Origin of the sequence: Bhargavaea massiliensis (assembly GCF_050480245.1) — a bacterium.
GTDB lineage: Bacteria > Bacillota > Bacilli > Bacillales > Anoxybacillaceae > Anoxybacillus.
The window spans coordinates 1-24,870 of sequence record NZ_JBCNEQ010000008.1; the positions used below are offsets into that span (position 1 = coordinate 1).

The 24,870-nt window shown below is 38.0% G+C and carries 23 protein-coding genes and 3 pseudogenes; 23 read left to right on the forward strand and 3 right to left on the reverse strand.

The window, feature by feature from the left end; all coding sequences use genetic code 11:
- Positions 1-121 precede the first annotated feature (121 nt).
- The 14 genes from ABEV15_RS02330 (at position 122) to copZ (ending at position 12,970) form a co-directional block, all read left to right on the forward strand.
- Positions 122-625 (forward strand): SDR family NAD(P)-dependent oxidoreductase, encoded by a 504-nt coding sequence (locus tag ABEV15_RS02330; protein WP_498852304.1) that lies wholly within the window; start codon positions 122-124, stop codon positions 623-625.
- 140 nt (positions 626-765) lie between these two features.
- Positions 766-1,659 (forward strand): PhzF family phenazine biosynthesis isomerase, encoded by an 894-nt coding sequence (locus ABEV15_RS02335; RefSeq protein ID WP_498852305.1) that lies wholly within the window; start codon positions 766-768, stop codon positions 1,657-1,659.
- Between the two features lie 305 nt (positions 1,660-1,964).
- Positions 1,965-3,121 (forward strand): IS3 family transposase gene (locus ABEV15_RS02340; RefSeq protein WP_498852278.1). Its coding sequence is split into 2 segments (ribosomal slippage): positions 1,965-2,223 and positions 2,223-3,121, totalling 1,158 coding nucleotides; the frame shifts between segments, so codons are not numbered across the junction.
- 202 nt (positions 3,122-3,323) lie between these two features.
- On the forward strand, positions 3,324-4,061 hold the full coding sequence (locus tag ABEV15_RS02345) for a nuclease/transposase family protein (protein ID WP_498852279.1): 738 nt from the start codon (positions 3,324-3,326) through the stop codon (positions 4,059-4,061).
- Positions 4,062-4,316: 255 nt separating this feature from the next.
- Positions 4,317-4,886 carry a type II restriction enzyme NmeDI-related protein gene (locus ABEV15_RS02350; protein WP_498852280.1) on the forward strand — a complete coding sequence of 190 codons (570 nt, stop codon included), beginning with the start codon at positions 4,317-4,319 and terminating at the stop codon, positions 4,884-4,886.
- Between the two features lie 243 nt (positions 4,887-5,129).
- A complete protein-coding gene (locus ABEV15_RS02355; RefSeq protein ID WP_498852281.1) occupies positions 5,130-6,503 on the forward strand; it encodes a sensor histidine kinase in 1,374 nt (457 codons plus the stop codon).
- A 2-nt stretch (positions 6,504-6,505) separates the two neighbouring features.
- On the forward strand, positions 6,506-7,177 hold the full coding sequence (locus ABEV15_RS02360; protein ID WP_017434099.1) for a response regulator transcription factor: 672 nt from the start codon (positions 6,506-6,508) through the stop codon (positions 7,175-7,177).
- Positions 7,178-7,189: 12 nt separating this feature from the next.
- The gene (locus ABEV15_RS02365) at positions 7,190-7,744 is read left to right on the forward strand and encodes a TVP38/TMEM64 family protein (protein ID WP_429633959.1); all 555 of its coding nucleotides are present in this window, start codon (positions 7,190-7,192) and stop codon (positions 7,742-7,744) included.
- A gap of 133 nt (positions 7,745-7,877) precedes the next feature.
- Positions 7,878-8,852 (forward strand): F510_1955 family glycosylhydrolase, encoded by a 975-nt coding sequence (locus ABEV15_RS02370; protein ID WP_498852282.1) that lies wholly within the window; start codon positions 7,878-7,880, stop codon positions 8,850-8,852.
- Between the two features lie 114 nt (positions 8,853-8,966).
- The gene (locus ABEV15_RS02375) at positions 8,967-9,695 is read left to right on the forward strand and encodes an urease accessory protein UreH domain-containing protein (protein ID WP_498852306.1); all 729 of its coding nucleotides are present in this window, start codon (positions 8,967-8,969) and stop codon (positions 9,693-9,695) included.
- A gap of 24 nt (positions 9,696-9,719) precedes the next feature.
- The gene (locus ABEV15_RS02380) at positions 9,720-9,923 is read left to right on the forward strand and encodes an SHOCT domain-containing protein (RefSeq protein WP_498852283.1); all 204 of its coding nucleotides are present in this window, start codon (positions 9,720-9,722) and stop codon (positions 9,921-9,923) included.
- A gap of 98 nt (positions 9,924-10,021) precedes the next feature.
- On the forward strand, positions 10,022-10,333 hold the full coding sequence (locus ABEV15_RS02385) for a metal-sensing transcriptional repressor (RefSeq protein ID WP_025948613.1): 312 nt from the start codon (positions 10,022-10,024) through the stop codon (positions 10,331-10,333).
- 15 nt (positions 10,334-10,348) lie between these two features.
- Entirely contained in the window at positions 10,349-12,745 is a 2,397-nt protein-coding gene (locus tag ABEV15_RS02390; RefSeq protein WP_498852284.1) for a heavy metal translocating P-type ATPase, read from the forward strand.
- 21 nt (positions 12,746-12,766) lie between these two features.
- Entirely contained in the window at positions 12,767-12,970 is a 204-nt protein-coding gene (gene copZ, locus ABEV15_RS02395; protein WP_035019187.1) for a copper chaperone CopZ, read from the forward strand.
- 173 nt (positions 12,971-13,143) lie between these two features.
- Here the strand turns inward: copZ and ABEV15_RS02400 are convergent.
- A pseudogene (locus ABEV15_RS02400) lies at positions 13,144-13,323 on the reverse strand (IS1634 family transposase); the annotation flags it as partial.
- Positions 13,324-13,952: 629 nt separating this feature from the next.
- Here ABEV15_RS02400 and ABEV15_RS02405 point away from each other — a divergent pair.
- The 3 genes and pseudogenes from ABEV15_RS02405 to ABEV15_RS02415 all read left to right on the forward strand — a co-directional run.
- Positions 13,953-14,648: an ATP-binding cassette domain-containing protein gene (locus tag ABEV15_RS02405; RefSeq protein ID WP_498852285.1), complete on the forward strand. Its 696-nt coding sequence runs from the start codon at positions 13,953-13,955 to the stop codon at positions 14,646-14,648.
- A 43-nt stretch (positions 14,649-14,691) separates the two neighbouring features.
- Positions 14,692-15,834 (forward strand): hypothetical protein, encoded by a 1,143-nt coding sequence (locus tag ABEV15_RS02410; protein ID WP_498852286.1) that lies wholly within the window; start codon positions 14,692-14,694, stop codon positions 15,832-15,834.
- A gap of 106 nt (positions 15,835-15,940) precedes the next feature.
- Positions 15,941-16,027 (forward strand): annotated as a pseudogene (locus ABEV15_RS02415) (copper-binding protein); the annotation flags it as partial.
- Positions 16,028-16,068: 41 nt separating this feature from the next.
- On the opposite strand, the gene ABEV15_RS02420 reads toward ABEV15_RS02415, so the two are convergent.
- Entirely contained in the window at positions 16,069-17,646 is a 1,578-nt protein-coding gene (locus ABEV15_RS02420) for a multicopper oxidase family protein (protein ID WP_498852287.1), read from the reverse strand.
- A 161-nt stretch (positions 17,647-17,807) separates the two neighbouring features.
- On the reverse strand, positions 17,808-18,680 hold the full coding sequence (locus ABEV15_RS02425; protein WP_498852288.1) for a C39 family peptidase: 873 nt from the start codon (positions 18,678-18,680) through the stop codon (positions 17,808-17,810).
- Between the two features lie 313 nt (positions 18,681-18,993).
- Here ABEV15_RS02425 and asnB point away from each other — a divergent pair, with 313 nt between their 5' ends.
- The 6 genes and pseudogenes from asnB to ABEV15_RS02455 all read left to right on the forward strand — a co-directional run bounded on the left by asnB (position 18,994) and on the right by ABEV15_RS02455 (position 24,695).
- Positions 18,994-20,892 carry an asparagine synthase (glutamine-hydrolyzing) gene (asnB, locus tag ABEV15_RS02430; protein WP_498852289.1) on the forward strand — a complete coding sequence of 633 codons (1,899 nt, stop codon included), beginning with the start codon at positions 18,994-18,996 and terminating at the stop codon, positions 20,890-20,892.
- Between the two features lie 331 nt (positions 20,893-21,223).
- Positions 21,224-21,401, forward strand: a pseudogene (locus ABEV15_RS02435) (IS256 family transposase); the annotation flags it as partial.
- Between the two features lie 90 nt (positions 21,402-21,491).
- Entirely contained in the window at positions 21,492-22,019 is a 528-nt protein-coding gene (locus tag ABEV15_RS02440) for a helix-turn-helix domain-containing protein (RefSeq protein ID WP_498852290.1), read from the forward strand.
- 45 nt (positions 22,020-22,064) lie between these two features.
- Positions 22,065-22,568 carry an IS630 family transposase gene (locus tag ABEV15_RS02445; RefSeq protein WP_498852291.1) on the forward strand — a complete coding sequence of 168 codons (504 nt, stop codon included), beginning with the start codon at positions 22,065-22,067 and terminating at the stop codon, positions 22,566-22,568.
- Between the two features lie 645 nt (positions 22,569-23,213).
- Complete coding sequence (locus ABEV15_RS02450; RefSeq protein ID WP_429632680.1) at positions 23,214-23,537, forward strand: hypothetical protein; 324 nt, start codon at positions 23,214-23,216, stop codon at positions 23,535-23,537.
- Between the two features lie 213 nt (positions 23,538-23,750).
- Entirely contained in the window at positions 23,751-24,695 is a 945-nt protein-coding gene (locus tag ABEV15_RS02455) for an LLM class oxidoreductase (RefSeq protein WP_498852292.1), read from the forward strand.
- Positions 24,696-24,870 lie beyond the last annotated feature (175 nt).

Consider the following 24,870-nt stretch of genomic DNA (forward strand, 5'->3'; position numbering starts at 1 on the left):
TTGCCGCGTTTTCATTATTCGACGGTGGCAAACAAGGCGAAGGAGATTCCATATGAAATCATGAAGCTTACGGGAGAAGTATTCATAATTTTGGATAATCAACAGCCGTGTAGAATTAACTATTAAAAAATATACAAATAAGATTGACATACTAATTAACAATGCGGGAATTCCAGGGGTTGAGTACCAAATAGACAAGGTAAATACCAGTGAGGTATATGATTTATTCAATATTCACTGCTTAGGTATTATACGAACCGTTCAAGCTACTCTTCCTTTTCTTTTTAATTCCTCAAATCCAAGAATAATCAATGTTTCTTCCAGGCTCAGTTCTTTATCAAAGATGGCTTCTGGCGAGTTTAAGGATAGACACTTTTCTTACTCATATCGAATAGCAAAAGCTGCTCAAAATATGCTGTCAATATGTTTACACAATGAACTAAATAGTAAAGGCATTCATGTAAGTGTGATTCATCCAGGTCGATTAAAAACGGATTCTGGTTCATCAGATGCAGATATGGAAGCATTTGAAGCAGCTGAGTTAATTTTTAGGTGGATACAGACATTAAATAAAGAAAATTCTTGTCAATATGTCCAACCATTTTTTAAGGAATTAAAATGGTGATATTCACCAAAAGATTAATAGGAGCATTACTTCAAAAAGCAGGAAGTAATGCTTTTTTTGTTGAAGTAAAGGACAGCATTAAGAGAGACTATCAAGCAGAAAAACTTGAAATGATTAATCTTATTCTGGAGGTAATGAAAATGAGTAAAGTCAAAGTTTATCATTACGATGCATTCAGTAATGAGCCAAATATGGGGAATCCAGCAGGTGTAGTTTTAGATGGAGACCAACTCACTGAAAAGGAAATGCAAGAAATAGCGTTAAAAGTAGGCTTTAATGAAACAGCTTTCTCTCTTAAATCTGATAAAGCGGACGTTAGAATTCGTTATTTTACACCTGGACATGAAATGAATCTATGTGGTCATGCAACAATGGCTGCTATTTATGCATTAAAAACAAAAGAATTACTAAAAGAAAAGAGTGATTTAACAATAGAAACCAAAGCAGGAGTTCTGCCAATAAGAATAAATCGAAATTCACAAAACGAAATAGACATAACGATGAAACAAGCATCTCCACAATTTAAAGAATTTAATGGTTCAGTTGAAGATTTAGCCTTTTCCATAGGGCTGAAAAAAGACGATATAGAACCGAACTTACCGATTTTATACGGAAGTACAGGTACTTGGACTTTATTAATTCCAATAAAAACCCTAAGTGCTTTCAAAAGAATGAAACCCAATAATAAGCTCTTCCCAAGTATATTGAAAGAAATGCCAATGGCTTCTGTCCACCCTTTTTGTTTAGAAACTTATGATTCAAATGCACATATGCATGCTCGACATTTTTCTTCGCCTTTCTCTGGCACGATTGAAGACCCAGTAACAGGAACTGCTTCTGGGGTAATGGGCGCATATTATGCAAAATATATCGCAGATAATAACGTATTAAACCTAAACCTTTTAATTGAACAAGGTCAGGAAATTGGAAGAGATGGAAGAGTAGAAGTAAATGTGATGAAAAGTGAGGATTCATATGAAGTAGAAATTACAGGTAAAGCTGTTTTTGTAAAAGAGATTGAGGTTTTTATTTAATTAACAAAGTTTCCTGTTTTACTATCTACTATCCTGAAAATTTCTGAATCCAAAAAGGCAACACTCCCATACGAACTCGAAGTATCAGTTTGTAATCGACCTCTGACTTTAGCTATAAGAGCAGTATAGACATAATATATTTCACATTTTCATTCTTCTGATGGTGATGCATAGATGCGGTATGGTTGTCTCCCATGGAAGAATGAATTAACTTCCATCATCTGTGGTGAAACTTGTCTGATGTTAGACTAAAAAGTAGACACAGATTATTATAGTAATAATAGACTAAAAAATGAGGTGTCTACATGACAAAAAAACAAAGGCGATACGAAGAAGACTTTAAGCGTCAAACTGTTCGTTATATTTTGGAGGAAGCGAAATCCGTTGCACAAGTGGCTCGGGAGCTCAAAATTAATGAAAATACGCTTCACGGTTGGGTGAAAAAGTATAAGCAAGAACCAGAAATATCAGAAACCCAAACTTTTCGAACTGAAGACCACGAAGTTCGTGAACTGAAGAAACGTATTCGGGATCTAGAGGAGGAAAACTCCATCTTAAAAAAGGCGATGCACTTCTTCGCGAAAGACCATCGGTAAAATATTCATTTATCCATGAACATCGCTTCGATTACCGATTGGAGAAGATGTGCGAAGTTTTGAAAGTTTCTCGAAGCGGTTATTATAAGTGGCGTGATCGTCCCAAAAGTGCTAGACAAGAGCGCCGAGAAGAATTGACGCAGGAAGTGCGTCGTGTGTATATCGAATCCCGCCAATTGTATGGGAGTCCAAAGGTTACCAAAAAGCTCAATCATGAAGGAATTAAGGTTTCACAGAAGACGGTCTCCCGCATAATGAAAGAAAAGGGAATGAAGTCTCGTACCGTGAAAAAGCATAAAGCAACCACTAACTCGAAACATAACCATCCGGTTCATGAAAATGTCTTAAACCAAAATTTTACTGTTACAAAGCCAAATGAGGTGTGGGTAGCTGATATCACATACGTTCCAACGGATGAGGGTTGGCTTTATCTAGCTAGTGTTATGGATTTGTATTCAAGGAAAATAGTCGGCTGGCATATAGATTGTTTAATGAAAAAGGAGCTAGTGTTGAGCGCTTTAAAGCAAGCATATCAGCGTCAACAACCACAAGGATCTATCCTCCATCACTCTGATCGAGGGAGTCAATATGCTTCAAATGACTATCAAGCTAAGCTAATTGAATACGGTATGAAATGTAGCATGAGCCGCAAAGGAAACTGTTATGACAACGCTTGTATCGAATCATTTCATGGGATCATAAAAAAAGAACTAATTTATCAGACTCGTTATAAAACAAGGGAAGAAGCAAAAAAGAGCATATTCGAGTATATAGAAATATTTTACAATAATAAACGTATTCACTCCGCAACAGGGTATTTTTCACCTTCTGAATACGAACGTATGTACTATAAAAAGGGAGCTTAATGAACATATTAATAGAAAAATGAGACCCGAAAATTTACCTTTTAAAAATAATTAGGACAGCGTCGTAATTGTTTTTAAAAGGTCACCAAGCGATAGCGCGGTAGTTGCTAAAAATTTATAAATTTTTGTGTCTACTTTATTGACCTAATATCAAGGCGATGTTGGTATCGACATAGGAACACAAACCGTCGCTATTTGCTCGATGAATAATGTCAAGTTGCTTATTCTTGCGCCGAGCATCGAAAACATAGAAAAGCAAAAGCGAGTTCTTCAACGAAAATTGGATCGTCAAAGACGGGCGAATAATTCGCACAAATACAATGAAGATGGGACAATAAAAAAAGACAACAAGGAAAAATGGGTTTGGAGTAAAAATTATCTCAAAACGAAAAATCAGTTAGCAGAATTACAAAGAAAAATGGCAGATAAACGGAAACAAGATCATCAACGGCTTGCCAATTGGATCATCGCATTAGGTCATCATATCCAAGTAGAAAAAATGAATTTCAGAGCACTTCAAGCAAAGGCAAAAGAAACAAAAGTCGATGCCAACGGAAAATACAAAAAGAAAAAACGATTTGGGAAAAGTATTGCGAATCGTGCACCAAGTTTGTTTTTAAACATACTGAATCAAAAACTGCAATATGAAGGCTATTCCCTTCAATACATCGACACATTTCGCGTCAAGGCAAGTCAATACGACCACCAAAACGATGAGTACAACAAGAAAACACTTTCCCAACGATGGCACGAAGTAGACGGATGCAGAGTGCAACGAGATTTATACAGCGCATTTTTAATCATGAATGTGAAAGACAATCGAAAAGAAATAGATAGACAAAAATGTTTAGAGAGATGGGATCAATTTATTCGACTGCATGATGAAGAAATCAAACGACTTCATCTTCATCCATGTGTCGTAAGTAGTATGGGAATTTAAATGATAAAAAGCGTCTTGAATCGGGCGCACAGGGCGATAAGCACCAGTAAGGTGTTTGCCCATGAAAGTCTTGTGGAACAAGGGTGAGTTCTACACGCAGGTGTACGAGAAACCCTTTTGTACACAAGAACCCCGTGGCTTTAGCCATCGGGAGGTTCAGTATCAAAGGACCTTGGTGCGGTAGGAGGACTTCTGTTTGAAATTGGAACGGGAAGATTAGTCATTAGTGAAAACTATGAAATCACATTAGAAAATATGGAAAAGCAAACAAAAGCAAAAATGAAACGTCATTCTGAAGTAATAAATGATGCTATCGAGGAAAATGATCATTCGGAAATGCAATATCATTTAGCAAGATTAGGAAAAGTACTTGGTTATAATGTATGGATTGCTCAAAATGATCATAAGAGAGAGTGGAATAATCAAAAGTTAGGGGAATTTTCCTTAAAACGCTTAAATCTGCCAAATATCTCTCAATCAGTGAAGGAAACCGTTGCTTTGATTGATGTTATTTGGTTGGATAAAGAAGAAAGAATTGTTGGTGCATTTGAGGTTGAAAAAAGTACATCTATCTATTCTGGGATTTTAAGGCTCTATGACTTGGCTTTAACTATGCATGAAAACCAGACTAAGTTTTATTTAGTTGCTCCAGATAAACGCGAAAAAGAAATTAAAGCACAACTTTTAAGGCCTTCCATTCGACATTCGAATGCTTGTCAAATTTCTTACATTTTATTTTCTGAACTCCGATGTGATTGTGATGCGATGAGCAAATTTGGGACTGACATAGGTGTTTTAGACAAAATTTCAAGAAATGTTGGATAAGTATCTAAACGTTTTACTTGGCTGAAACGAAAAATTGGAAAATAACCATGATAAAAAAGTACTCCATGAATAGGGGAAAGGAACTGATAGAAACTAATCGTGAACCGATGAATTTCTTATCAGTTCCTCTTAATTTATAAGGATTCGAAAATGATAAAAATACAGCTAATTTTTTCTGCACATTTTCTCCACATTTGTTGGTTATTATATGGAGGGGAATAAGCTGATAAGGAAGGGACAAAAGTGCGAAAAATTTCATTTAAATTAGGACTATTATTTTTTGTATTCGTATTAGGAATAGAGACGGTTTTATTTGCGTCATTATATGTTACTCTGGTGAATTCTAGAATTAATGAGGAATTTGAGCAGCTGTTGGCAAGAGGGAATAATCATCGCGATGTGTTAGAAAAAAATTATAACCCTTCTACGTTAGAACATGTCACCATGATGGAGTCTGAAGCAGAGACAGATGTCGTTATTACAAATGAAAACGGGAAGATATTGTATTTTTCAGATCATATTTTACCATTTGCTAAAAGAATCATAAAAAAAGCAAATAATAAAAACATTCCCCATAGTGGAATGATTGTTCAAAAAGATTGGCAAAAAGAGGCGCATATTTCGACAGTAAGCCCGATTCGGATTGACGGCAAGATCAAAGGGTATGTCTATATGTTTCAAAATACGGCTTCCATTCAAAACATGATTTATAAGTTAAAACATCATTTCCTTATGGTTGGAATTCTTTCCGTATTTTTAACGATTATTACGATTGCTTTCTTATCAAGAGTTATTACTATTCCTCTCATTCGCATGAAGCAGGCGACCGAAAAATTGAGTAAAGGGGATTTTTCTGTTCGTCTGCAAGTAAAAGGGGAGGACGAATTGGCGGAATTAGGGAAAGCCATTCAAACATTGGCGAGGGATTTAGAATACTTAAAAAAAGAAAGAAACGAATTTCTCGCCAGCATTTCTCATGAACTTCGCACCCCTCTCACTTATGTAAAAGGATATGCGGATATAGCTAGGAGACCCAACATGGGAGAAGAGGAGAGAAACCAATATTTGTCCATTATCTACGAAGAAGCAGAGCATATGCAAAAGATGGTGAAGGATCTTTTTGAATTAGCGAAGATGGATCAACATTCCTTTCAAATCCATAAAGAACCTACAAACTTATGTTCTTTCTTAAAAAAATTGCATGATAAAATGCATCCTGCGTTTCAAGCTAAAAAAATGTCTCTTGTATATTACTGCGATGGAAACATTACCGTCCATATAGACCAAAAACGTTTTGAGCAAGTGATGATAAATCTGTTAGACAATGCTTTAAAATATTCAGATCAAGGCGCTACCGTCTCTATTGATGCAAGGGCGGAGAAAAACAACATTGTGATTATCGTTTCGGACGAAGGCAGAGGGATCCCTGAAGAGGATTTGCCGCATATTTTTGAACGGTTTTACCGGGTGGATAAATCAAGATCAAGAACCAGCGGCGGAACAGGACTGGGGCTGGCCATCGCCAAGGAAATTGTGGAAGCGCACGGAGGATCGATTTACGCCGCAAGTGAATATGGAAAAGGAACAAACATGATCATTACATTGCCGGAGGGATGAGCATGTACATGATTTTACTGGTTGACGATGAAAAACGAATGTTAGATTTGCTTGATCTGTATCTCTCCCCGAAAGGATATCATTGCGTAAAGTGTGAGTCCGGTTTAGCAGCGATACAGTACTTAGAAAATAACAAAGTGGATTTAGTTTTGCTGGACATTATGATGCCAGAGATGGATGGTTGGGAAACGTGCAAACGAATTAGAGAATTTTCCGATGTTCCTATTATCATGGTGACCGCAAGAGATCAAACGTTAGATATCGTCAAAGGACTCAATATTGGGGCGGATGATTACATCGCCAAACCGTTTGACGAAGCCGAGCTCCTTGCCCGCATAGAGGCGGTGCTACGCCGCTCCGTAGGAAAGCGCTCGAAAATAGAATTTCAAGGATTAGTATGGGATGAAGACGAACATAAAGTTCACTATCAAAACGAACCGATTTTTCTAACGCCGAAAGAGTTTGCCATATTGGGGCTGTTTTTGAAGCATCGAAACAGAGTGTTCAGCCGAGAACAAATCATCGTGTCATTATGGGGCTATAACGCAAATACGGAAGAGCGTACCATAGACTCTCATGTCAAAAATATCAGAGAAAAGCTTAGACAAGTTGGTTTTCCGATCGATCAATTTCTGCAAACCGTTTGGGGGGTAGGATATAAATGGGAGGCATAAGATAAGAAGAGGATGAAAGAACAAATCATTACACTGCTTAACACCTATGAAAATGCTGCTTATCTTATCAGCATTGTGATAAATATTATAATTAGTATTTTAGGACTTGTACCAAGCGTTTTTCTCACGGCCGCCAATTTGGCCGTGTTCGGGTTTTGGAAAGGCACCTTTTTATCTTTTGCAGGGGAAGCAATCGGAGCCATTATCTCCTTTCTTTTATATCGTAAAGGATTCAGGAAGCTTTCTGAATCCAAGTTATTTGCTCACCCGAAAGTCAGACGTTTGCTTGAAGCAAAAGGTTTAGAAGCCTTTTTTCTTGTTCTGTCTTTGCGGCTTCTTCCTTTTGTTCCGTCAGGAGTAGTGACTTTTGTTGCGGCGGTAGGAAAAACGTCCTTACTGGTCTTTATCATTGCCAGCTCGCTTGGCAAGATACCAGCATTATTATTAGAAGCTTATTCCGTTTACCAATTGATGAATTGGACATGGCAAGGGAAAGTGATATCGACATTTTTGTCTATTTTTTTACTCCTATTTACTTGGAAGAAAATCAATCGAAAAAAGGCTTAAACTAATAAAATTGAAAGGGATTTATGAAGAGTAACAAAATATCATATTCAAAGAAACAAACTCCATAAATTCTGCAAATTTTTCTGCTATAAAATTACTATGTTTACTCAATACACAAAAAGGAGTATCAGCAATGAAAAAAATGACGAAAGCTATGATGATTACATCGGCCATTTTTCTTCTAAGCGCTTGTTCATCATCCAATGAAAAAAAACAAGCCTTTATTACGAGCAAAGAACAAGCAAAATCCAACATATCTGTTACAAATAATCCTTTCTTTAAAGAAAAGAAAGAAGGAAAGTTCGAACATTTACATGGAATCGGTTATGCAGGCAACCAAAATGCGATTTACTTTGCTACACATGAAGGTTTACTTGTTTACCAAAATAATAAGTGGTATGAAACGACTTCGTATAAACATGATTATATGGGCTTTTCTGCCACAGACGATGGATTTTATTCATCGGGGCATCCAGAAGAAGGTTCATCTTTAGGAAATCCTCTTGGTCTTGTAAAAAGTTTGGATAATGGACAAACGTTGATGAATCTAGGATTTTATAAAGAATCTGATTTTCATTATATGACAGTTGGCTATAAAAGCCATACGATTTATGTCGTGAACCAAGAAGCAAATAAAACGCTCAGACAAGGGTTATTCTACAGTAAAGACGATGGCAAAACGTGGTTACAAAGTCAATTAAACGGCCTGCCGCAAACTGCTGCAGGAACGATTGCTGCCCACCCAACGGACGAAAATATGGTCGGAATTAGTACGCCTGAAGGAATTTTCGTTTCAAAAGATAATGGAAATACGTTTGAACGCTTTACTCGAAAGATCAATACGACGACTTTCGTCTTCCAAGAAAAATCCATTTTATTTGCTGCTGTAGAGAACGATAAACCTATCCTAATCAAACAATCATTAGACACAAAACAAGAAGAAGTTCTTTCCGTTCCTGCATTGGATAAAAAAGATTATATTATGTATATCACTTCTAATCCAGCAAATGACAACGAAATAGTGATTGCGACGATGAACGGGGATATTTTTATGACAAAAAATAACGGTGCAAGCTGGACAAAACTAGCATCGAAAGGGAAAATATAAAAAGACATGCGGGTGCATGTCTTTTTGCTTACTGAAAAATATATCGCTCCACAATTTCTGCAAAATTCATTGCTACAATATAGACATCAGATAGAGAAGAAGGTGAGAAGAAGGGTGTATTCGTTCTTGAGTCAGATCAGTAACTTTCTAAGTCAACCGTTTCTTAATATGGCAAATAGCATGACAGCGATTCCTATTTTGTCAGCCTTTCTTCTTGGCGTCGTAGGAGCGATGGCTCCGTGTCAAATCACTAGTAATTTAGGAGCGATCACTTTATACAGTAATCAGTCCTTGCAAAAAGGAATTGCGTGGAAAGAGTTGTTCCTATTTATTTTTGGTAAAATTATTGCTTTTTCCGGTTTAGGTTTCATCGTTTGGCTGATGGGGAAAGAGATTCAAAGTACACTAACATTATATTTTCCGTGGTTGAGAAAGCTGATCGGTCCCATTCTCATTCTTGTAGGCTTATATTTGTTAGGGCTTTTTAAAATGTATTGGAACGTTACCTTGTTCAAAGTGCCTGAGAGATGGCGAAAAGGAAAAATCGGTTCGTTTTTCATGGGATTTGGCTTTTCATTAGCTTTTTGTCCAACGATGTTTGTGCTGTTTTTTGTCACTCTCATGCCTCTCGTCTATTCAACGTCTTATGGGGTACTGTTACCGAGCATCTTTGCCGTTGGAACTTCTGTACCTGTTATTTTCTTTATCTTTGTCCTTTGGTACTTAGGATTTAGCGGCACTCTGATGAAAAAGGGAAGGCAGGTAGGGGGGATTGTTCAGAAAACAGCCGGAATCGTGATGGTTTTACTTGGTATATTAGATACGATCACTTATTGGTTTTAAAGTTAGGAAAAGGAGGGAAACTCAATGGGAATGTTTGGAGGTTCTTTTATGATGGTTGGGATCATGTTATTCTGGGTTGTATTAATCGCCATTGGTTTTTATCTCTTACATCGTTTTATCAATGATCGTAAAGAAGAACTCTCTCCGATAGAAATATTGAAAGTACGATTAGCCAAAGGGGAGATTTCTTTAGAGGAGTTTGAACGGCTGTCGAAAAAATGTGAATAAATGATGAAAAATTGTTGACGATAACGATGTGTCAACGATCTCTTTTGTTGTGTTTTATACCCATTACCGGTATAATGTAATCAAAGAGGTGATATTTCATGAACCATTATGAAGATCATAATATGGATAAAAAAATGGTTCCACGAACGGAACAGGAAATCGAAAGCATTATCAAGCGCTTGAAGCGCATTGAAGGACAAGTGCGCGGTGTGCAAAAAATGGTGGAGGACAATCGGTATTGCATCGATATTTTAGTGCAAATTTCTGCGATCAGAGCGGCGTTGAACCAAGTCGGGCTGCAGCTGCTTGAACGCCACGTGAGCCATTGCGTGGCGAAAGCGATCCGTGAAGGGAGCGGAGACGAATCGATTCGCGAATTGATGGATGTGATGAAACAATTTTCGAAGTAAGGGAGGGAAAGGGAAATGGGAGAGCCGAAAACCGTGACGCTGAAGGTGACGGGCATGACATGCGCCGCGTGCGCCAATCGGATTGAGAAAGTATTAAATAAGATGGATGGAGTAGAAGCCAATGTCAATTTGGCAATGGAAAAAGCAACGATTCAATATGATCCATCGAAGCAAACGATCGCCGATATCGAAACGAAAATTGAGAATTTGGGGTATGGCGTTGCGACAGAAAAAGTGACGCTTGATATTGAAGGCATGACATGTGCCGCATGTGCGACACGGATTGAAAAAGGGTTACAGCGGATGGAAGGTGTTGTAAGCGCAACAGTAAACTTAGCGACAAACAGTGCGGTTGTCGAATATAAAGAAGGCGTTACATCAGTCGAAGATATTTTAGAGAAAATCAAAAAACTTGGGTACAAAGGGCACATTCGAAACGAAGAACAAGACGATGCTAGTCGGAAAGAAGAGCGGCTGAAACGAAAACAACGGCAACTCGCGATTTCCATCATCTTATCGTTGCCGCTGCTTTATACGATGCTTGCCCATATGCCGTTTGATATAGGCTTGCCGATGCCGCATCTGCTGATGAATCCGTGGTTCCAGCTTCTTTTAGCTACACCGGTTCAGTTCTACATCGGCGGTCCCTTCTATGTCGGGGCGTACCGGGCGTTACGAAACAAGAGCGCTAACATGGATGTCCTAGTGGCGCTTGGAACATCAGCCGCGTACTTTTACAGCTTGTATGAAGCGTTGCGGACGCTTGGGAATCATGAATATATGCCAAGATTATATTTTGAAACGAGCGCCGTCTTGATTACGCTTGTGCTTGTCGGCAAATACTTTGAGGATCTTGCGAAAGGGCGAACAACAGAAGCGATCTCTAAGCTGTTAAGCCTTCAGGCAAAGGAAGCGACTGTCATCCGTAATGGGGAAGAAATAAAAGTTCCGCTCGAGGAAGTGGTGATCGGCGATACGATTCTTGTCAAGCCAGGAGAAAAAATCCCGGTAGACGGTACGGTCATCGCCGGGGCATCTTCCGTAGATGAATCGATGATTACTGGTGAATCGATTCCAGTTGATAAGAAGGAAGGCGACTATGTGATCGGATCAACCATGAATACAAATGGCGTACTGACCATTCGCGCAGAAAAAGTAGGGAAAGATACAGCACTTGCCAATATTATTAAAATCGTTGAGGAGGCGCAAGGATCGAAAGCACCGATTCAGCGGATGGCAGACACGATCTCTGGTATTTTCGTCCCGATTGTTGTAGGAATTGCTGTCGTTGCATTCATTATATGGTACTTCTTTGTTGCGCCGGGTGATTTGGCAAAAGCGCTTGAAGTGGCCATCGCCGTTCTTGTCATTGCGTGTCCTTGTGCGCTCGGTCTTGCCACGCCGACATCGATTATGGTCGGTACAGGCAAAGGGGCAGAACAAGGAATTCTCTTTAAAGGAGGTGAGTACCTAGAGGGAACGCATAAAATCAATGCCGTATTACTGGATAAAACAGGAACAGTGACAAAAGGAAAACCGGAAGTGACAGATGTGTTACAATTCCAAGAAAACATGCTCGACTATGCCGTTTCAGCCGAGAGCGCTTCGGAACATCCGTTGGCTCATGCGATTGTTGAATACGGGAAGAAACAAGCAATTTTGGTTAAGCCACTGGAGTACTTCTCTGCCATTACTGGTCACGGAATTGAAGCTACCATTAATGGTAAAAACGTCCTTGTTGGAACGCGAAAACTAATGAAGGAACGCTCTATAGAGATTGCCATGCATGAAGATAAAATGATAGAACTTGAAAAACAAGGAAAAACTTCCATGCTAGTTGCCATCGATGGTCAGCTTGCTGGCATCATTGCTGTCGCGGATACAGTAAAAGAAAGCTCAAAAGACGCTATTCAAACATTAAAACAAATGGGTATAGAAGTGTACATGGTGACGGGAGACAACAAACGGACAGCGGAAGCCATTGCTAAGCAAGTGGATTTGGATCGTGTATATGCAGAGGTACTTCCTGAAGACAAAGCAAATATCGTTGAGGAGCTGCAAAAACAAGGGAAACGAGTGGCTATGGTCGGTGATGGAATTAATGACGCGCCAGCTCTTGCGAAAGCGGATATTGGGATGGCGATTGGCACAGGTGCAGATGTCGCAATTGAAACGGCAGATGTAACGCTCGTTGGTGGTGACTTGATGCATATTCCACAAGCGATTGAACTGAGCCGACAAACGATGCGTAACATTCGGCAAAACTTATTTTGGGCATTATTTTATAATAGCGTTGGCATTCCAGTCGCTGCAGCTGGGTTATTACAACCTTGGATCGCTGGGGCAGCGATGGCATTTAGCTCTGTATCGGTTGTGACAAACGCGCTTCGTTTGAAACGCGTGAAAATATAAACATTTAAGGGGGAATGGATGATGACGATTACATTACAAGTACAAGGAATGACATGCGGACATTGCAAAGCGGCGGTGACAAATGCACTTCAAACGTTAGATGGCGTCAGCCGCGTCGAAGTACATTTGCAAGAAGGTACAGTCGATGTAGATTATGACGAAACAAAAGTGAGTGTTGAAAAACTGAAAGAAGCGATTGAAGAACAAGGATATGATGTGAAGTAAGGGAGAAAAGGGTGTTCCTCTGTCGAAGGGATGCCCTTTTTTAGTAACGAAAGGTTTTTTCTTTTTATGAAGAATAATGAACCCGAGTTCGACAGTTACTAGGCAAACAAAATGCCTCTCGCCCCTTGATACAAAAAGGATAGGAGGCATTTGGGCACACTTCGGGCGTGTATCTAGGTGCAAGGATGGATGCCTAGGATCTTCGGAGGAAGTTCCAGCCCTAGAGCCGCAAAGAGTTGCGCTTGTTTGGACGTCAGTTCTGTTCGTTGATCAAGGTCTCCGTTTTTGTAAGAAAAATGTCCAAGCAAGAGACGCTCGCCTTCGTCTTTTGCTGTCGGCCACGATTCACGAGTCAGGAGAAAGGAATCGCGGAATGCTTTTAGCCAGACGCTTCAAGACAGCGCGATCCACCCCGTCTTCGCTCCCAAACGAATCAATCACCTTCGCTTTCCCATAGTTGGCCTTTGGATCCCATTCTATCATTCATCGCGTAAAATCGACAAAAATCGGGGTACGTCTTTAAAGTTTTTGACAGCACCTCTTAAATTTTATATTTTTTTGAAAAATAAAGGATCTTCACCGAAAGTTGTACTTGATTATTTCAGAACACGCCCTTTCTATACTTATAAGGAAAAATAAGTAAATAAGATTTTTCGTGCACGGCGGCTCAAGAAAATCCCTCCCTTGTCAAGTACATGTTGTGGTGATGAACCAAAATAAACTATTTATATTGATTATTTTCCTTTAATTTAAAATAATAGAATTGTAGGTTGTTAATTCTATTTTGTATAAGAAAGGTGGTGAATATGAACAATCTTAAATTTCCATAACGGCGATATACATCTATTGTTAGATTTGAATGACACCCATAAGAACAAGTTCTTGTTTAGATCAAATATTCGTGAATTTTTTAGCAGTTTTTATATTTTGGATCAGAATCAAAAATGGATTTTATTTGAAATAAATAAGTGAGGGTGAACATATGTTACGATTAGAACATATCACTATAAAATACAATGAAAGAGTGATCTTTCACGACTTAAGCTATTCATTTCAAGAAAATAGAATATATGGTCTAATCGGGAGAAACGGAGCGGGAAAGACAACGTTGTTAAAAACGATCGCACGTTTGAAAAAAGAAGAGCATGGAGATATTTTTTGGGGAGATGTTTCCATTAAAAACAAAGATTATTTTGATTTGGATGCTACGTTCATTAGCGATGATCACTCTTTTTTTCAAGATTTGACGATGTACGAACAAATGTTGTTTTTATGTAAAATTAAGGGGCTTCAAAAAACAAAAGCACAAAAGAAAATAGAAGAAATTGTCGACCTGTTTAAGTTGGGAGACTACATTGATTATTTTCCTCATGCGCTTTCGAGGGGGACGCTTCAAAGGTTTGGTATTGCCTTTGGATATTTAAGGGGGAGTAAGTTGCTGTTATTGGATGAACCTTTTATTACCCTTGATCCAATCCAAGTGAATACATTAGAAAAATTATTAATATCTCAAAAAAGCCCGAACAGAATTATTGTTGTTTCTAGCCATGACTTGGATAGTTTAGAAGCCATTTGCGATGAATATTTAATCATTAAAGATAAGAACGTTATTCGTTATCTTCCTAATGAAATTGGACGGTCAACAATTACTCAGATCATTGGTGATAGTTATGAATAGTCATATTGTATATTATTTTATACTCAATCAAATGAGAAAAGGGATGCGGCTCGTCAAACAATATCCTTTCTATGTCGTTGGGATGATTGTTGCCATGTTTTTTCTTGTTCCCGCAGCAATCGATTTGAGTCGTGTGTATGGGAACATCGTTAATCACTATGTTCCTTATTTGATTTTTGTTTATGGAGTAGTAAAGTTGTTTCAAAATAACCCGATCATAAATGTTCCGTTCCAAATTTTTCAGTATCGGCTTTTTGATTTTAAAAAATTCAAGCGATATTTGCTCATGAAAATGAGCTTCCCAAGCATCGTTTTTTTGATCGTCTATATGCTATTCATGCAGCAGGTCAGCACATCATTGATTGTATCTCTATTAGTTAATATTCTTTTTAATTACTTATGTTTTATGCGTTATCAATATGAAATATTGTATGTTCAGTTGCTCATGGTGGGTACAGTTGTGTTAGGTTTCATAGCGATTTATGTAGAGGCGATAATAATTGCAGCTTTGATGTTTATGGCGATGATCATACATTTGTTTTCGTTAAAATCGTTAGATTACTCATTATTGCATCGCTACTATCAAATCATGTCTAAAATGGGAGAGGGACTGTTAAATAAAGATATAAGTAAAATTTTAGAGATTCAACAGTTACTCACAGCAAAAAAAGCGTCATCAAATACAAAGTTATTGCTGAAGTATTATGATCAAGACTATCTATTTTATCTCGTGAGGGAAGTTTTAAAAGTTAGGTATTATCAGAAAGATTTTTTTGTTTACATAACAACGTTATTGCTATTTAGCATGTCAGGAATTTGGCTAGACCATTTTTATTATCAAGTGGGTCACGTTTTTTTAGTCATTTTTTTCACAGATCATATGCTGACAAAATTGAACAAATATGAGTTAGAAACAATGAAAAAAAGTCTAGTTTTTCATATAAACTTGAGACAGTATGTGAAAAGAAAATATATATGCCACCTTATTTTCATGTTAGTGCCAATCATTTTAAGTTTTCCGATTTTGATAAAGTTGCCGCTTTCCTTTTTGTTAATTTGGGGATGTTTACCTCTGAAAAATGTGTTATTTAATTATACAGAAAAAAGGTTTTTCAGAGCGATGCTGTATGCTCTGGGGGTTTTACTGTACTCTTTTCCTTATATAGAAATGACATGGCTCCATTAATGCTTGGATTGGATTAAGAGTGAATGGGGGAGGCACAACTCATACGTTTGTATCCCTTCGTCATCGATGCGTTTGCCTTTTTACGAAGCAATCTGAAACCAAAGATACGGTTAATGTGGAGTATGACGAAACAAAAGTGAGTGTTGAAAAACTGAAAGAAGCGATTGAAGAACAAGGATATGATGTGAAGTAAGGGAGAAAAGGGTGTCCACACAATGTTGGACACCCTCTTTCTTATTCCCCTTTATTCGTTGTGTCATTCGGATCTGGGGTATAGTCCGATTTGTAATCGGTATATTTTACTTCTGTGACCATTCCGGCTGAAGCATGGTGCAAGTCATGGCAATGGAACATCCAATTTCCCGGATTATCCGCTTTAAACGCGACTACATATTCTTCACCCGGTTTTAAATTCAAGGTATCCTTAATCAATGGGGAGCCTGTAATTGGCTTACCATTTTTACTTAATACTTGGAAGAAATGTCCGTGTAAATGCATAGGATGTAAATCTTTCGGTGAATTGTTCACCAATTTTACTTTTACTAGATCTCCTTTCTTCACATTTACGGGTGCTGTTTCAGGATACGTTTTCCCATTAATCGTGTAGACCATGCCATCTTTGCCCATGGCTGTTCCTAAATCCATTGTGTACTCTACATCATATTTTTGGTCTAATGTAAATTGACCTAATTCATGTTTTCCGTATTTTGTAATATCAACGATACGGAGATCCTCTTTTGCGTTTGCTTTGTCCGTATTGTTTGCCTGTCCTACGTATTGAATTTTTACTTTCATGCCATCGGTGCCTTTCATATCACCATGGCATTCTAATAACCATTCTCCCGGATTATTCGCTGTAAATTCAATATCATAACGTTCACCCGGAGCAATATTTAAAAGTTCATCTTTGATTGGCTGCGGATCTTTTAACGGCTGCCCGTCTGTTGCGACAATTTTAAACTCATGGCCATGCAGATGAAGCTTGTGAGGCATGTATCCTGCGTTTACAAGGCGAAGCCGCACCTTTTCGCCTTTCTTCACTTTTAAAGGTTTGACAGCGGAACCGCTTTTCCCGTTAATCGTGAAAATATCATACATACTCATATCATGGCCCATGCTGCTCATATCCATATGTTGGTCATCAGAGCTATTTCCATGTCCCATATTACTATGATCCATACCACTCATATCCATATTTCCTTCATCCGGATTGCTCATCCATTCATCTAACACAAGTGTATAATCTCGATCTACTTTTTCCTCATTCTTAGGCTCTACAATTAATGTACCGTATAATCCCTTGTCCACTTGTTTCGCGCTTTCTTGATGGGAATGATAAAAATACGTTCCCGGTACAGTAGCTGTAAATTCATACGTAAAGGTTTCCCCCGGTTTAATTGCGTTCATCGTGACACCCGGAACTCCATCTTGACTATTCGGAACAGGGTAGCCGTGCCAATGAATGGTCGTCGGTTCCGGTAATTCATTTTTAAAATTGATTTTCACTCTGTCCCCTTGTTTAATACGGATTTGTGCACCGGGAACAGATCCATTGTACGTGTAGACCGGAAGTTTTACTTTATCATTTATTTGTAATAATGCTTCCTTAGCAGTAAGGTTAATCTCTTTCCCAGATAATACTTCTGTATTGGTTGCCAAAGGTAATTGCTGCTTACTGGATTCATTAGAAGTATTTTCTTTTTTTGTATTCATGTTGGACATGTCGTGTCCTTGCATCGAAGAATTATTTGAGCAAGCTGCACCAATCGCAACAACTCCTGCCAAAACAGTTCCTAACAATAATTTCTTCATCGCTTTCCCTCCATAAACTTGTGATGTAAGTCATAGTAACATCATCATAAAGAATAAATGTGCGAAATTTATGGAGAAAAATTATATTTTTTTCACACGAAGTAGTTCGAAGATTAAATTATTGTTTGACATAAAAAAGATAAGCCACTACCTATAACCGGTTAATTGCGGTTATAGGTAATAGCTTGTTTGCCCATTTGTATCCAAGCTTGAATAAATTCAAACTTAGGTGCTTTTTTATTTTTCGTACCTGTCAATGGGTCATTAAAATAAATATATTTCTCATCATATCCGGTGATTAACACGGAATGCTCCCGGTATGTTATTTTTATAGGGCCTTGCGGGGTCTGCCATTCAATAAATTCAGACGGAGGAAGTATACGAAAGGTTGTGTTGGTAATAACCCAAACTGGGGTACCTTCAGACAAATACTTATATATTTCTTCAAATGATTGTCCTGTTAAATCAACGATTTGGTTTGGTAAATAAATCTCGGCTAATTCTTTTATAGGTTTATGATAGACACCGTATCCCGGTTTCTTTATTGTATACATGTCACCAACAAATCCTTCATTTGGATGTCCATAAAATACTTTTCCATTATGTATTCGATAAGGGGTTGGATTTTTCTTTATTTGCTTCGCTAGTGTCATCTTGTCTACATTGATTCCCGCGTGATTCAAAAGCATTGCCAGACTTGTTACCTCGCACCCCCTTGGTAGTTCTGGAAGTTGCGAGAAAAGGGGGGCATCAATGAGAGCTGATTTAACCGAAACTTGTTCTTTTGAATGTCTAGATGACGGATTTGTCTCTTCAACTTTATTTTTATATGATGTTTTCTGTACTAGATTTTTTATAGCATCGACCATGTTTTCAGAATTTACATAATGGACAAACAGAGTTAGAAGCAATAAGAAAAAAGCGATATAGGATCCTATTGCTAGTTTATATAACTTCTCATTGGTTGGCTTTCGCAAAAGAAAAATAGAAAGTGAAACAATCATAAAATCTAAAAAAAATATAATCCCTAACATGGCAGCTGCAACCTCTTTGTTAAACATGCTGTTTTTATATTATCGACTAAATTTGCAGAAACAATGGAGATGATTCTTATCATGTAATTATGTAACAATCTTAAAAGAATCCATAATTTCTCCACATTTTATTGTTTTAATATGTTAGAGGGATGAAAATATCGCAAGCAGGTTTCAGGAGGAATAATTTATATTAAAAGTTCATTTACAGGAACCTATAGTTTATTAAGTTTTAAAATATAATATTTTGCTAGCTCAAACCTTGATACAATTTATAAAATTAAATTTGATAAAGTGGGGGAATAACAACGTAATGTGCGGTTTTATTGGTTGCATTCATGATCGTCCAAGAATCATCGATGAAAGATGGAAAGAAACGTTTCAAGATATGAATAATATCATTACTCATCGCGGTCCTGACGATGATGGTTATTTTTTTGATGAATACGTGAATTTTGGATTTCGACGCTTGAGTATTATTGATCTTGAGGCAGGGCATCAGCCATTGTCCTATGAAAATGAGCGATATTGGATCATATTTAATGGGGAAATCTACAACTATGTGGAATTGCGAGAAGAATTGCTTGCAAAGGGATATAGATTTACTACTCATTCCGATACCGAAGTCATTATTGCTCTTTATAGTGCTGAAAAAGAAAAAGCTGTAGAAAAGCTTCGAGGTATGTTTGCTTTCGTCATCTGGGACAAACAAGAGAGAACGATTTTTGCGGCACGTGACCCGTTTGGCATAAAACCATTTTTCTATATGGAACAGGGCGACCGTACGTTTTTTGCTTCCGAGAAGAAAAGTATTTTGCTAGCTCTTAAAAATGATTTATTAGACTATGATTCACTGCAGCATTATTTAACATTCCAATATGTACCTGAACCAATGACGATGTCTGTTGGTATTAAAAAGTTAGAACCGGGTCATTATATTAAGAAAAAAATCGGTGAAGAATTAACCATTCATCGCTATTGGAAAGCCAAATTCCAACCTATCATCAAATCAGAAGATGAACTTGTCAAAGAAATTCGCAACGCGCTGTTCGATTCCGTGCAAGTGCATATGCGCAGCGATGTGCCGGTAGGTTCGTTTTTATCAGGAGGAATTGATTCATCCTTCATTGCAGCAATTGCTAAACAATTCAATCCTAATATCAAGACATTTTCTGTCGGCTTTGAGCGGGAAGGCTTCAGTGAAATTGATGTGGCAAAAGAAACAGCGGAAAAGCTGGGCGTTGAGAATATTAGCTATGTCATTTCACCAGAGGAATATATGGCGGAATTACCGAAAGTTATGTGGCATATGGATGATCCACTTGCCGATCCTGCGGCAGTACCGCTTTATTTTGTTGCCCGGGAAGCAAGAAAGCATGTAACGGTCGTTCTTTCCGGTGAGGGAGCTGACGAGTTATTTGGCGGTTACAACATTTATCGTGAGCCACAGTCATTGGAACTTTTTGAGCGAATGCCAAGTACGGTTAAATCAGCTTTGAGAGTGATTGCAGGGCTACTCCCGGAAGGAATAAAAGGAAAAAGCTTTATTGAGCGCGGTACAACACCAATGGAAGAACGATATATCGGCAATGCGAAAATGTATAGCGAGACAGAAAAACAAGAACTGCTAAAAGGATATAAGAGGGGATTAGAATATACATATATTACAGCTCCTTTTTATAGAGAAACAACTCATTATCCTCCTGTAAACCGGATGCAATATATTGATATTCATACATGGCTGCGAGGCGATATTTTATTAAAAGCGGACAAAATGACGATGGCCCATTCATTAGAGTTAAGGGTTCCATTTTTAGATAAAAAGGTATTTGAAGTAGCCGCCAAAATTGCTCCGGAAATGAAAACGACAAACAAAACGACGAAATATATTCTACGAAAAGCAGCAAAAGGAATTGTTCCAGATCATGTTTTAAATCGCAAAAAATTAGGATTTCCGGTGCCAATTCGTTATTGGTTAAAAAATGAAATGCATGATTGGGCGAAAAACATTATAAAAGAAAGCGTAACCGATCATTTATTTAATAAAGATGTATTGTATCGTTTACTAGACGAACATTGCAAAAATAAAGCAGACCATAGCCGGAAAATCTGGACCGTCCTTGCTTTTATGATTTGGCATCAAGTATACATGGAAAAGAAATACGATTTTACAAATATATATAGAAAAGACAAGCTGTTGCTATTAATCTAATTTGATTAATTTGTGATTTCCTGTCTTCTTATTTGCACCCAAGCTTCTAAAATTCAGCTTTTGGGTGCTCTTTTATTTTTCGTACCTGTCAACGGATTATTAAAATAAATATGTTAATCATCATCCCATCAAGGAATTACAAGATCAGATTATTACATGCAATCAATGAATAATTAATAAATGAGTGATGAACCGTCAACTTAATAGGTTGGCGGTATTTCTAAGATGATGTATAAAATTTTGTGTAAAGCATTTTACTAGACCAAAAGAAAAAAGGTAGGGTATTCTCGGATTGAACGAAAAACATTCCAGAGAAAGGAGAACCCTACCTATGTCTGAAAGTATATCGAATATCGACTGGGCAAATCAACTGGAAAATGCCATTCGTCAGTTTGTGAAAGAAAAATTAGAACTGATTATGCGGGAAGAAATTAAAAATTTCCTCGAAATCGAACAAGCGGACACATCCAATATGAGAAAACGGCTACTATCAACGAAATCTAGATACATGCACTTTAAAACGATGACTTCTGTATGAACACCTTTTTTCATGGCTATACTGCTCCTAAATATTTCTATACAAAAGGAGCGGAATTGGCATGAAACGTTTGAAAATCACAAATGATCACGGTTGGACGCCTCGAACCCTTCGAAAACAAGAACGGAAAATCAAAGATGCTTCTCTTCGTGTTCGGGTGACCGCTGTTCGTCTTGTCATGGAAGGTCACCTCGGTAAAGATGTGGCCAAAATGGTCAATCTGTGCCGTCAATCGGTTGCCCTCTACGTTGCGCGATTTAATCAAGGTGGGCTCGATCATCTACTCGATCGTCGGTTGCCGCCTGGTCGTGTGCCATTTCTTACGGAAGAACAACAACAAGAAATCAGACAACTCGTGTTAACTACTACACCTGTGGATGCTGGCTGGGGCATCGCTTCATCATGGAATACGCGCATTTTACAATCTTACATCCAACATACCTATGGCGTTTCGATGTCACGTGAAGGCATTCGTAAGTTGTTGCATCGTTTGCGTTTGTCATGGACACGCCCGACTTACAAGCCGTCCGACTTACAAGCTGGTCAAAGGAGACGCCAAGCGTCAAGCTGCCTTTCAAAAAGAACTTGAATTTATAAAAAAAAACTAATTACCGAGAATGTCACGCTGTTTTATGTGGATGAGACACATGTTCGTGCTTATCAAGCGCTACGTACGACATGGGCAGAAGTAGGGAATCAGAAACAAGTGCCAAGCTACGGTCACCATGCCCACGTTTCTATTTTTGGCGCCGTCGATGTTCAACAAGGCGATGTGGTGTTTCATCGTGCATCATCCGCCAATGCCGAAACGTTCCTCGACTTTTTGCGCCGATTGAAAGAGAAATATACGGACCGATTCCTCGTGCTTGTGTTGGACAACGCACGCATTCATCATGCCAAGATGGTACAAGCCTTTCTTGATGGCGAGGAAGGTGCTGCTTTTCATTTCATCTTTTTGCCACCGTATTCTCCACAGTTGAACCCGATTGAACGGTTATGGAAGTGGTTGAAAGATGAGGTGATTGCCAACGTTTTTCACAAGGATCAAAACGACATTGCCCAATCCATTACTCGCTTTGAACAGTACGTCTTACAACATCCAGATGAGGTGTTACGCCGCATGGGGTGTACTGCGTGAACCAGAGGTTAAAATTTTAAATTGGATGTATATAGATATATATTTAGAAATAAAACGTCAAAAAGGAAATAAGGTTTTAAAGAAAGAAAGATTAGTAAGAGTAGACAGACCACACGAATCTTTTTATTGGAGATATTTAGGTGATTTAACATGGACACTAAATCATAAGGTGACATTTACTGATCGTTTACATCATTTCGGGTGGGTTGTAACTTTTTTAGAAAAAGAAAACGAAACACAGCTTATATGGAAAGTAAATAAAGTTTCTTATCTTTCTTCATAAACTGTTTAATGCAAAATAAAACTGATAAAAATTAAGCACTAAATTGGAAACAAAACAGGTCAGTTTTTCTCAAAAAATATAATTTCACAGACACGGCTTTACATGGAGTGGCGTGCATGGTAGGCTGGTTGCCTCTGCGAATTCCTTTTGTGCTGCGGCCTTCGCAAAATAATCCATGCACGCAGAGGATCCATGTCAAGCCTTATAGGGTAAGATAATTTATATTGGTATATGGATTATATTTACTTTTATGGAACATAGAGTGCTGAACTTTTTCATTGCATTTCGCTTAAATTTTTAGTTGCAGAAAACAATCGTAGTAAACAGGAAAGATATTATCCTGATGAATGGAGGCCATGATAATGAACGACTATGAAATACTTTTTCAAAAATATGTAAAAGAATTAAAAGAGGCAATTGAAGAAGAAAAGGAATTTTTAGATCCGAATCTTGACAAAGAAAGATATGAATACGAATTAAGTATTAGCGGAGGAGTAATTGCTGTATTTAGGAAATATTGGTTTGAGTGTGACAAGTTAAACGATAATGAGGAAAATGAATATTATGTAAACCCAAAAGATTTTTGTGTTGATTGGTTGTCAGGTGAACATGAGGAACTATTTAGAATTATTGAAAAAATCCCATATTATCCAATAGGAATAGACGAACATGGGAATTATGTTTAAACAAAACAGCTGTAATATGGGCTATCTCATGATTTATGAGATATATAAGTTGCAATAAAGAATTTCCGATTTTTTCGTTTCTACATTTATCTCCATACAAGTCGACTATGATATAACGTGGCGAGTGATCGGCTGGATGTAAAACAAAATTTCAACTTATATAGATACAACGAAATTAAAAAAATTAAAAAATAATTGGAAGGTAGATGTGAAATGGAAAAATTTAAAAATCACAAAGGGTATTCACGCATGTATCAAGAAAACAAACTAACTTTAGGATTGTTCTTTCCGATTGAATCGTATATGGGCGATGTCCCTGAGATGAATATAGAAAAGCAAATGAAGTTAGCCAAACGAGCAGAAGAACTCAATTTCGCTTCATTATTTGTGAGAGATGTACCGTTGCGCGATCCTAATTTCGGGGATGTCGGGCAAATATATGACCCGTTTACGTATTTAGGGTATGTTGCTGCCAACACAGAAAAGATTGCTTTGGGAACGGGAAGTATTATTTTAACGTTGCGCCATCCTCTTCATGTTGCAAAAGCGGCGGCTTCTGTAGACAGATTATCTGGTGAAAGACTTATTCTCGGTGTCGCAACAGGTGACCGTCCAATCGAGTTTCCAGCGTTCGCTGTGAATCCAGAAGATCGGAGCGAATTATTCCGAGAAGCAGTGGCTGTCATGAGAAAAGCATGGAAAGAGCATTTTCCGACCATTGACTCTGCACGAGTTCATCTAGCCAATGGAGATCTTTTACCAAAACCGAAATTGTCAGACATCCCATTAATGGTGACAGGTCACAACGGACAGTCTCCTGAATGGATTGCTGAGAATAGTGATGGTTGGATTTACTATCCACGCGGACTCAAATTTCAAAAAATGTTAATTGATAATTGGCGTTCGTTAACAGACGAATTTAAGCCGTTTACCCAATCGTTTTATATTGATTTAACGGAAGACCCAAATCATGCACCAATCCCGATTCATCTTGGATTCCGTACGGGGCGAAATTTCGTTATCGAATTTCTTGCAGCTTTACAGGATGCAGGTGTGAACCATGTCATCATCAATTTGAAATATGGCCAACGTCCAGTAGAAGAAGTGATCGAAGAATTAGGTGAATTTGTGCTTCCACACTTTCCGGCTTTATCATGATGAGGACAATCCATTTGGTTGATGACCTTTAAAGACGTAAATATAAGGGTAGTGTCAAAAAATCTATGAAAAGTCCTTTTTGAATTCCTTTTTAAGGTATTTAAAGGGGATGATGGCATCGGATTCGCCCTTGACCAACACTCGCCAAAGGAAAGAAAGGGTCAGTAAGGGCAAG

Coding starts and splice junctions, on each gene's coding strand:
- ABEV15_RS02420 (WP_498852287.1), bottom strand. CDS start 17,646: ATGAAGAAATTATTGTTAGGAACTGTTTTGGCAGGAGTTGTTGCGATT.
- ABEV15_RS02425 (WP_498852288.1), bottom strand. CDS start 18,680: ATGTTAGGGATTATATTTTTTTTAGATTTTATGATTGTTTCACTTTCT.
- ABEV15_RS02450 (WP_429632680.1), top strand. CDS start 23,214: ATGAACGACTATGAAATACTTTTTCAAAAATATGTAAAAGAATTAAAA.
- ABEV15_RS02380 (WP_498852283.1), top strand. CDS start 9,720: ATGGGAATGTTTGGAGGTTCTTTTATGATGGTTGGGATCATGTTATTC.
- ABEV15_RS02345 (WP_498852279.1), top strand. CDS start 3,324: ATGAATAATGTCAAGTTGCTTATTCTTGCGCCGAGCATCGAAAACATA.
- ABEV15_RS02385 (WP_025948613.1), top strand. CDS start 10,022: ATGAACCATTATGAAGATCATAATATGGATAAAAAAATGGTTCCACGA.
- ABEV15_RS02410 (WP_498852286.1), top strand. CDS start 14,692: ATGCGGCTCGTCAAACAATATCCTTTCTATGTCGTTGGGATGATTGTT.
- ABEV15_RS02370 (WP_498852282.1), top strand. CDS start 7,878: ATGAAAAAAATGACGAAAGCTATGATGATTACATCGGCCATTTTTCTT.
- asnB (WP_498852289.1), top strand. CDS start 18,994: ATGTGCGGTTTTATTGGTTGCATTCATGATCGTCCAAGAATCATCGAT.
- ABEV15_RS02335 (WP_498852305.1), top strand. CDS start 766: ATGAGTAAAGTCAAAGTTTATCATTACGATGCATTCAGTAATGAGCCA.
- copZ (WP_035019187.1), top strand. CDS start 12,767: ATGACGATTACATTACAAGTACAAGGAATGACATGCGGACATTGCAAA.
- ABEV15_RS02390 (WP_498852284.1), top strand. CDS start 10,349: ATGGGAGAGCCGAAAACCGTGACGCTGAAGGTGACGGGCATGACATGC.
- ABEV15_RS02365 (WP_429633959.1), top strand. CDS start 7,190: ATGAAAGAACAAATCATTACACTGCTTAACACCTATGAAAATGCTGCT.
- ABEV15_RS02350 (WP_498852280.1), top strand. CDS start 4,317: ATGGAAAAGCAAACAAAAGCAAAAATGAAACGTCATTCTGAAGTAATA.
- ABEV15_RS02440 (WP_498852290.1), top strand. CDS start 21,492: ATGAAACGTTTGAAAATCACAAATGATCACGGTTGGACGCCTCGAACC.
- ABEV15_RS02360 (WP_017434099.1), top strand. CDS start 6,506: ATGTACATGATTTTACTGGTTGACGATGAAAAACGAATGTTAGATTTG.
- ABEV15_RS02455 (WP_498852292.1), top strand. CDS start 23,751: ATGGAAAAATTTAAAAATCACAAAGGGTATTCACGCATGTATCAAGAA.
- ABEV15_RS02405 (WP_498852285.1), top strand. CDS start 13,953: ATGTTACGATTAGAACATATCACTATAAAATACAATGAAAGAGTGATC.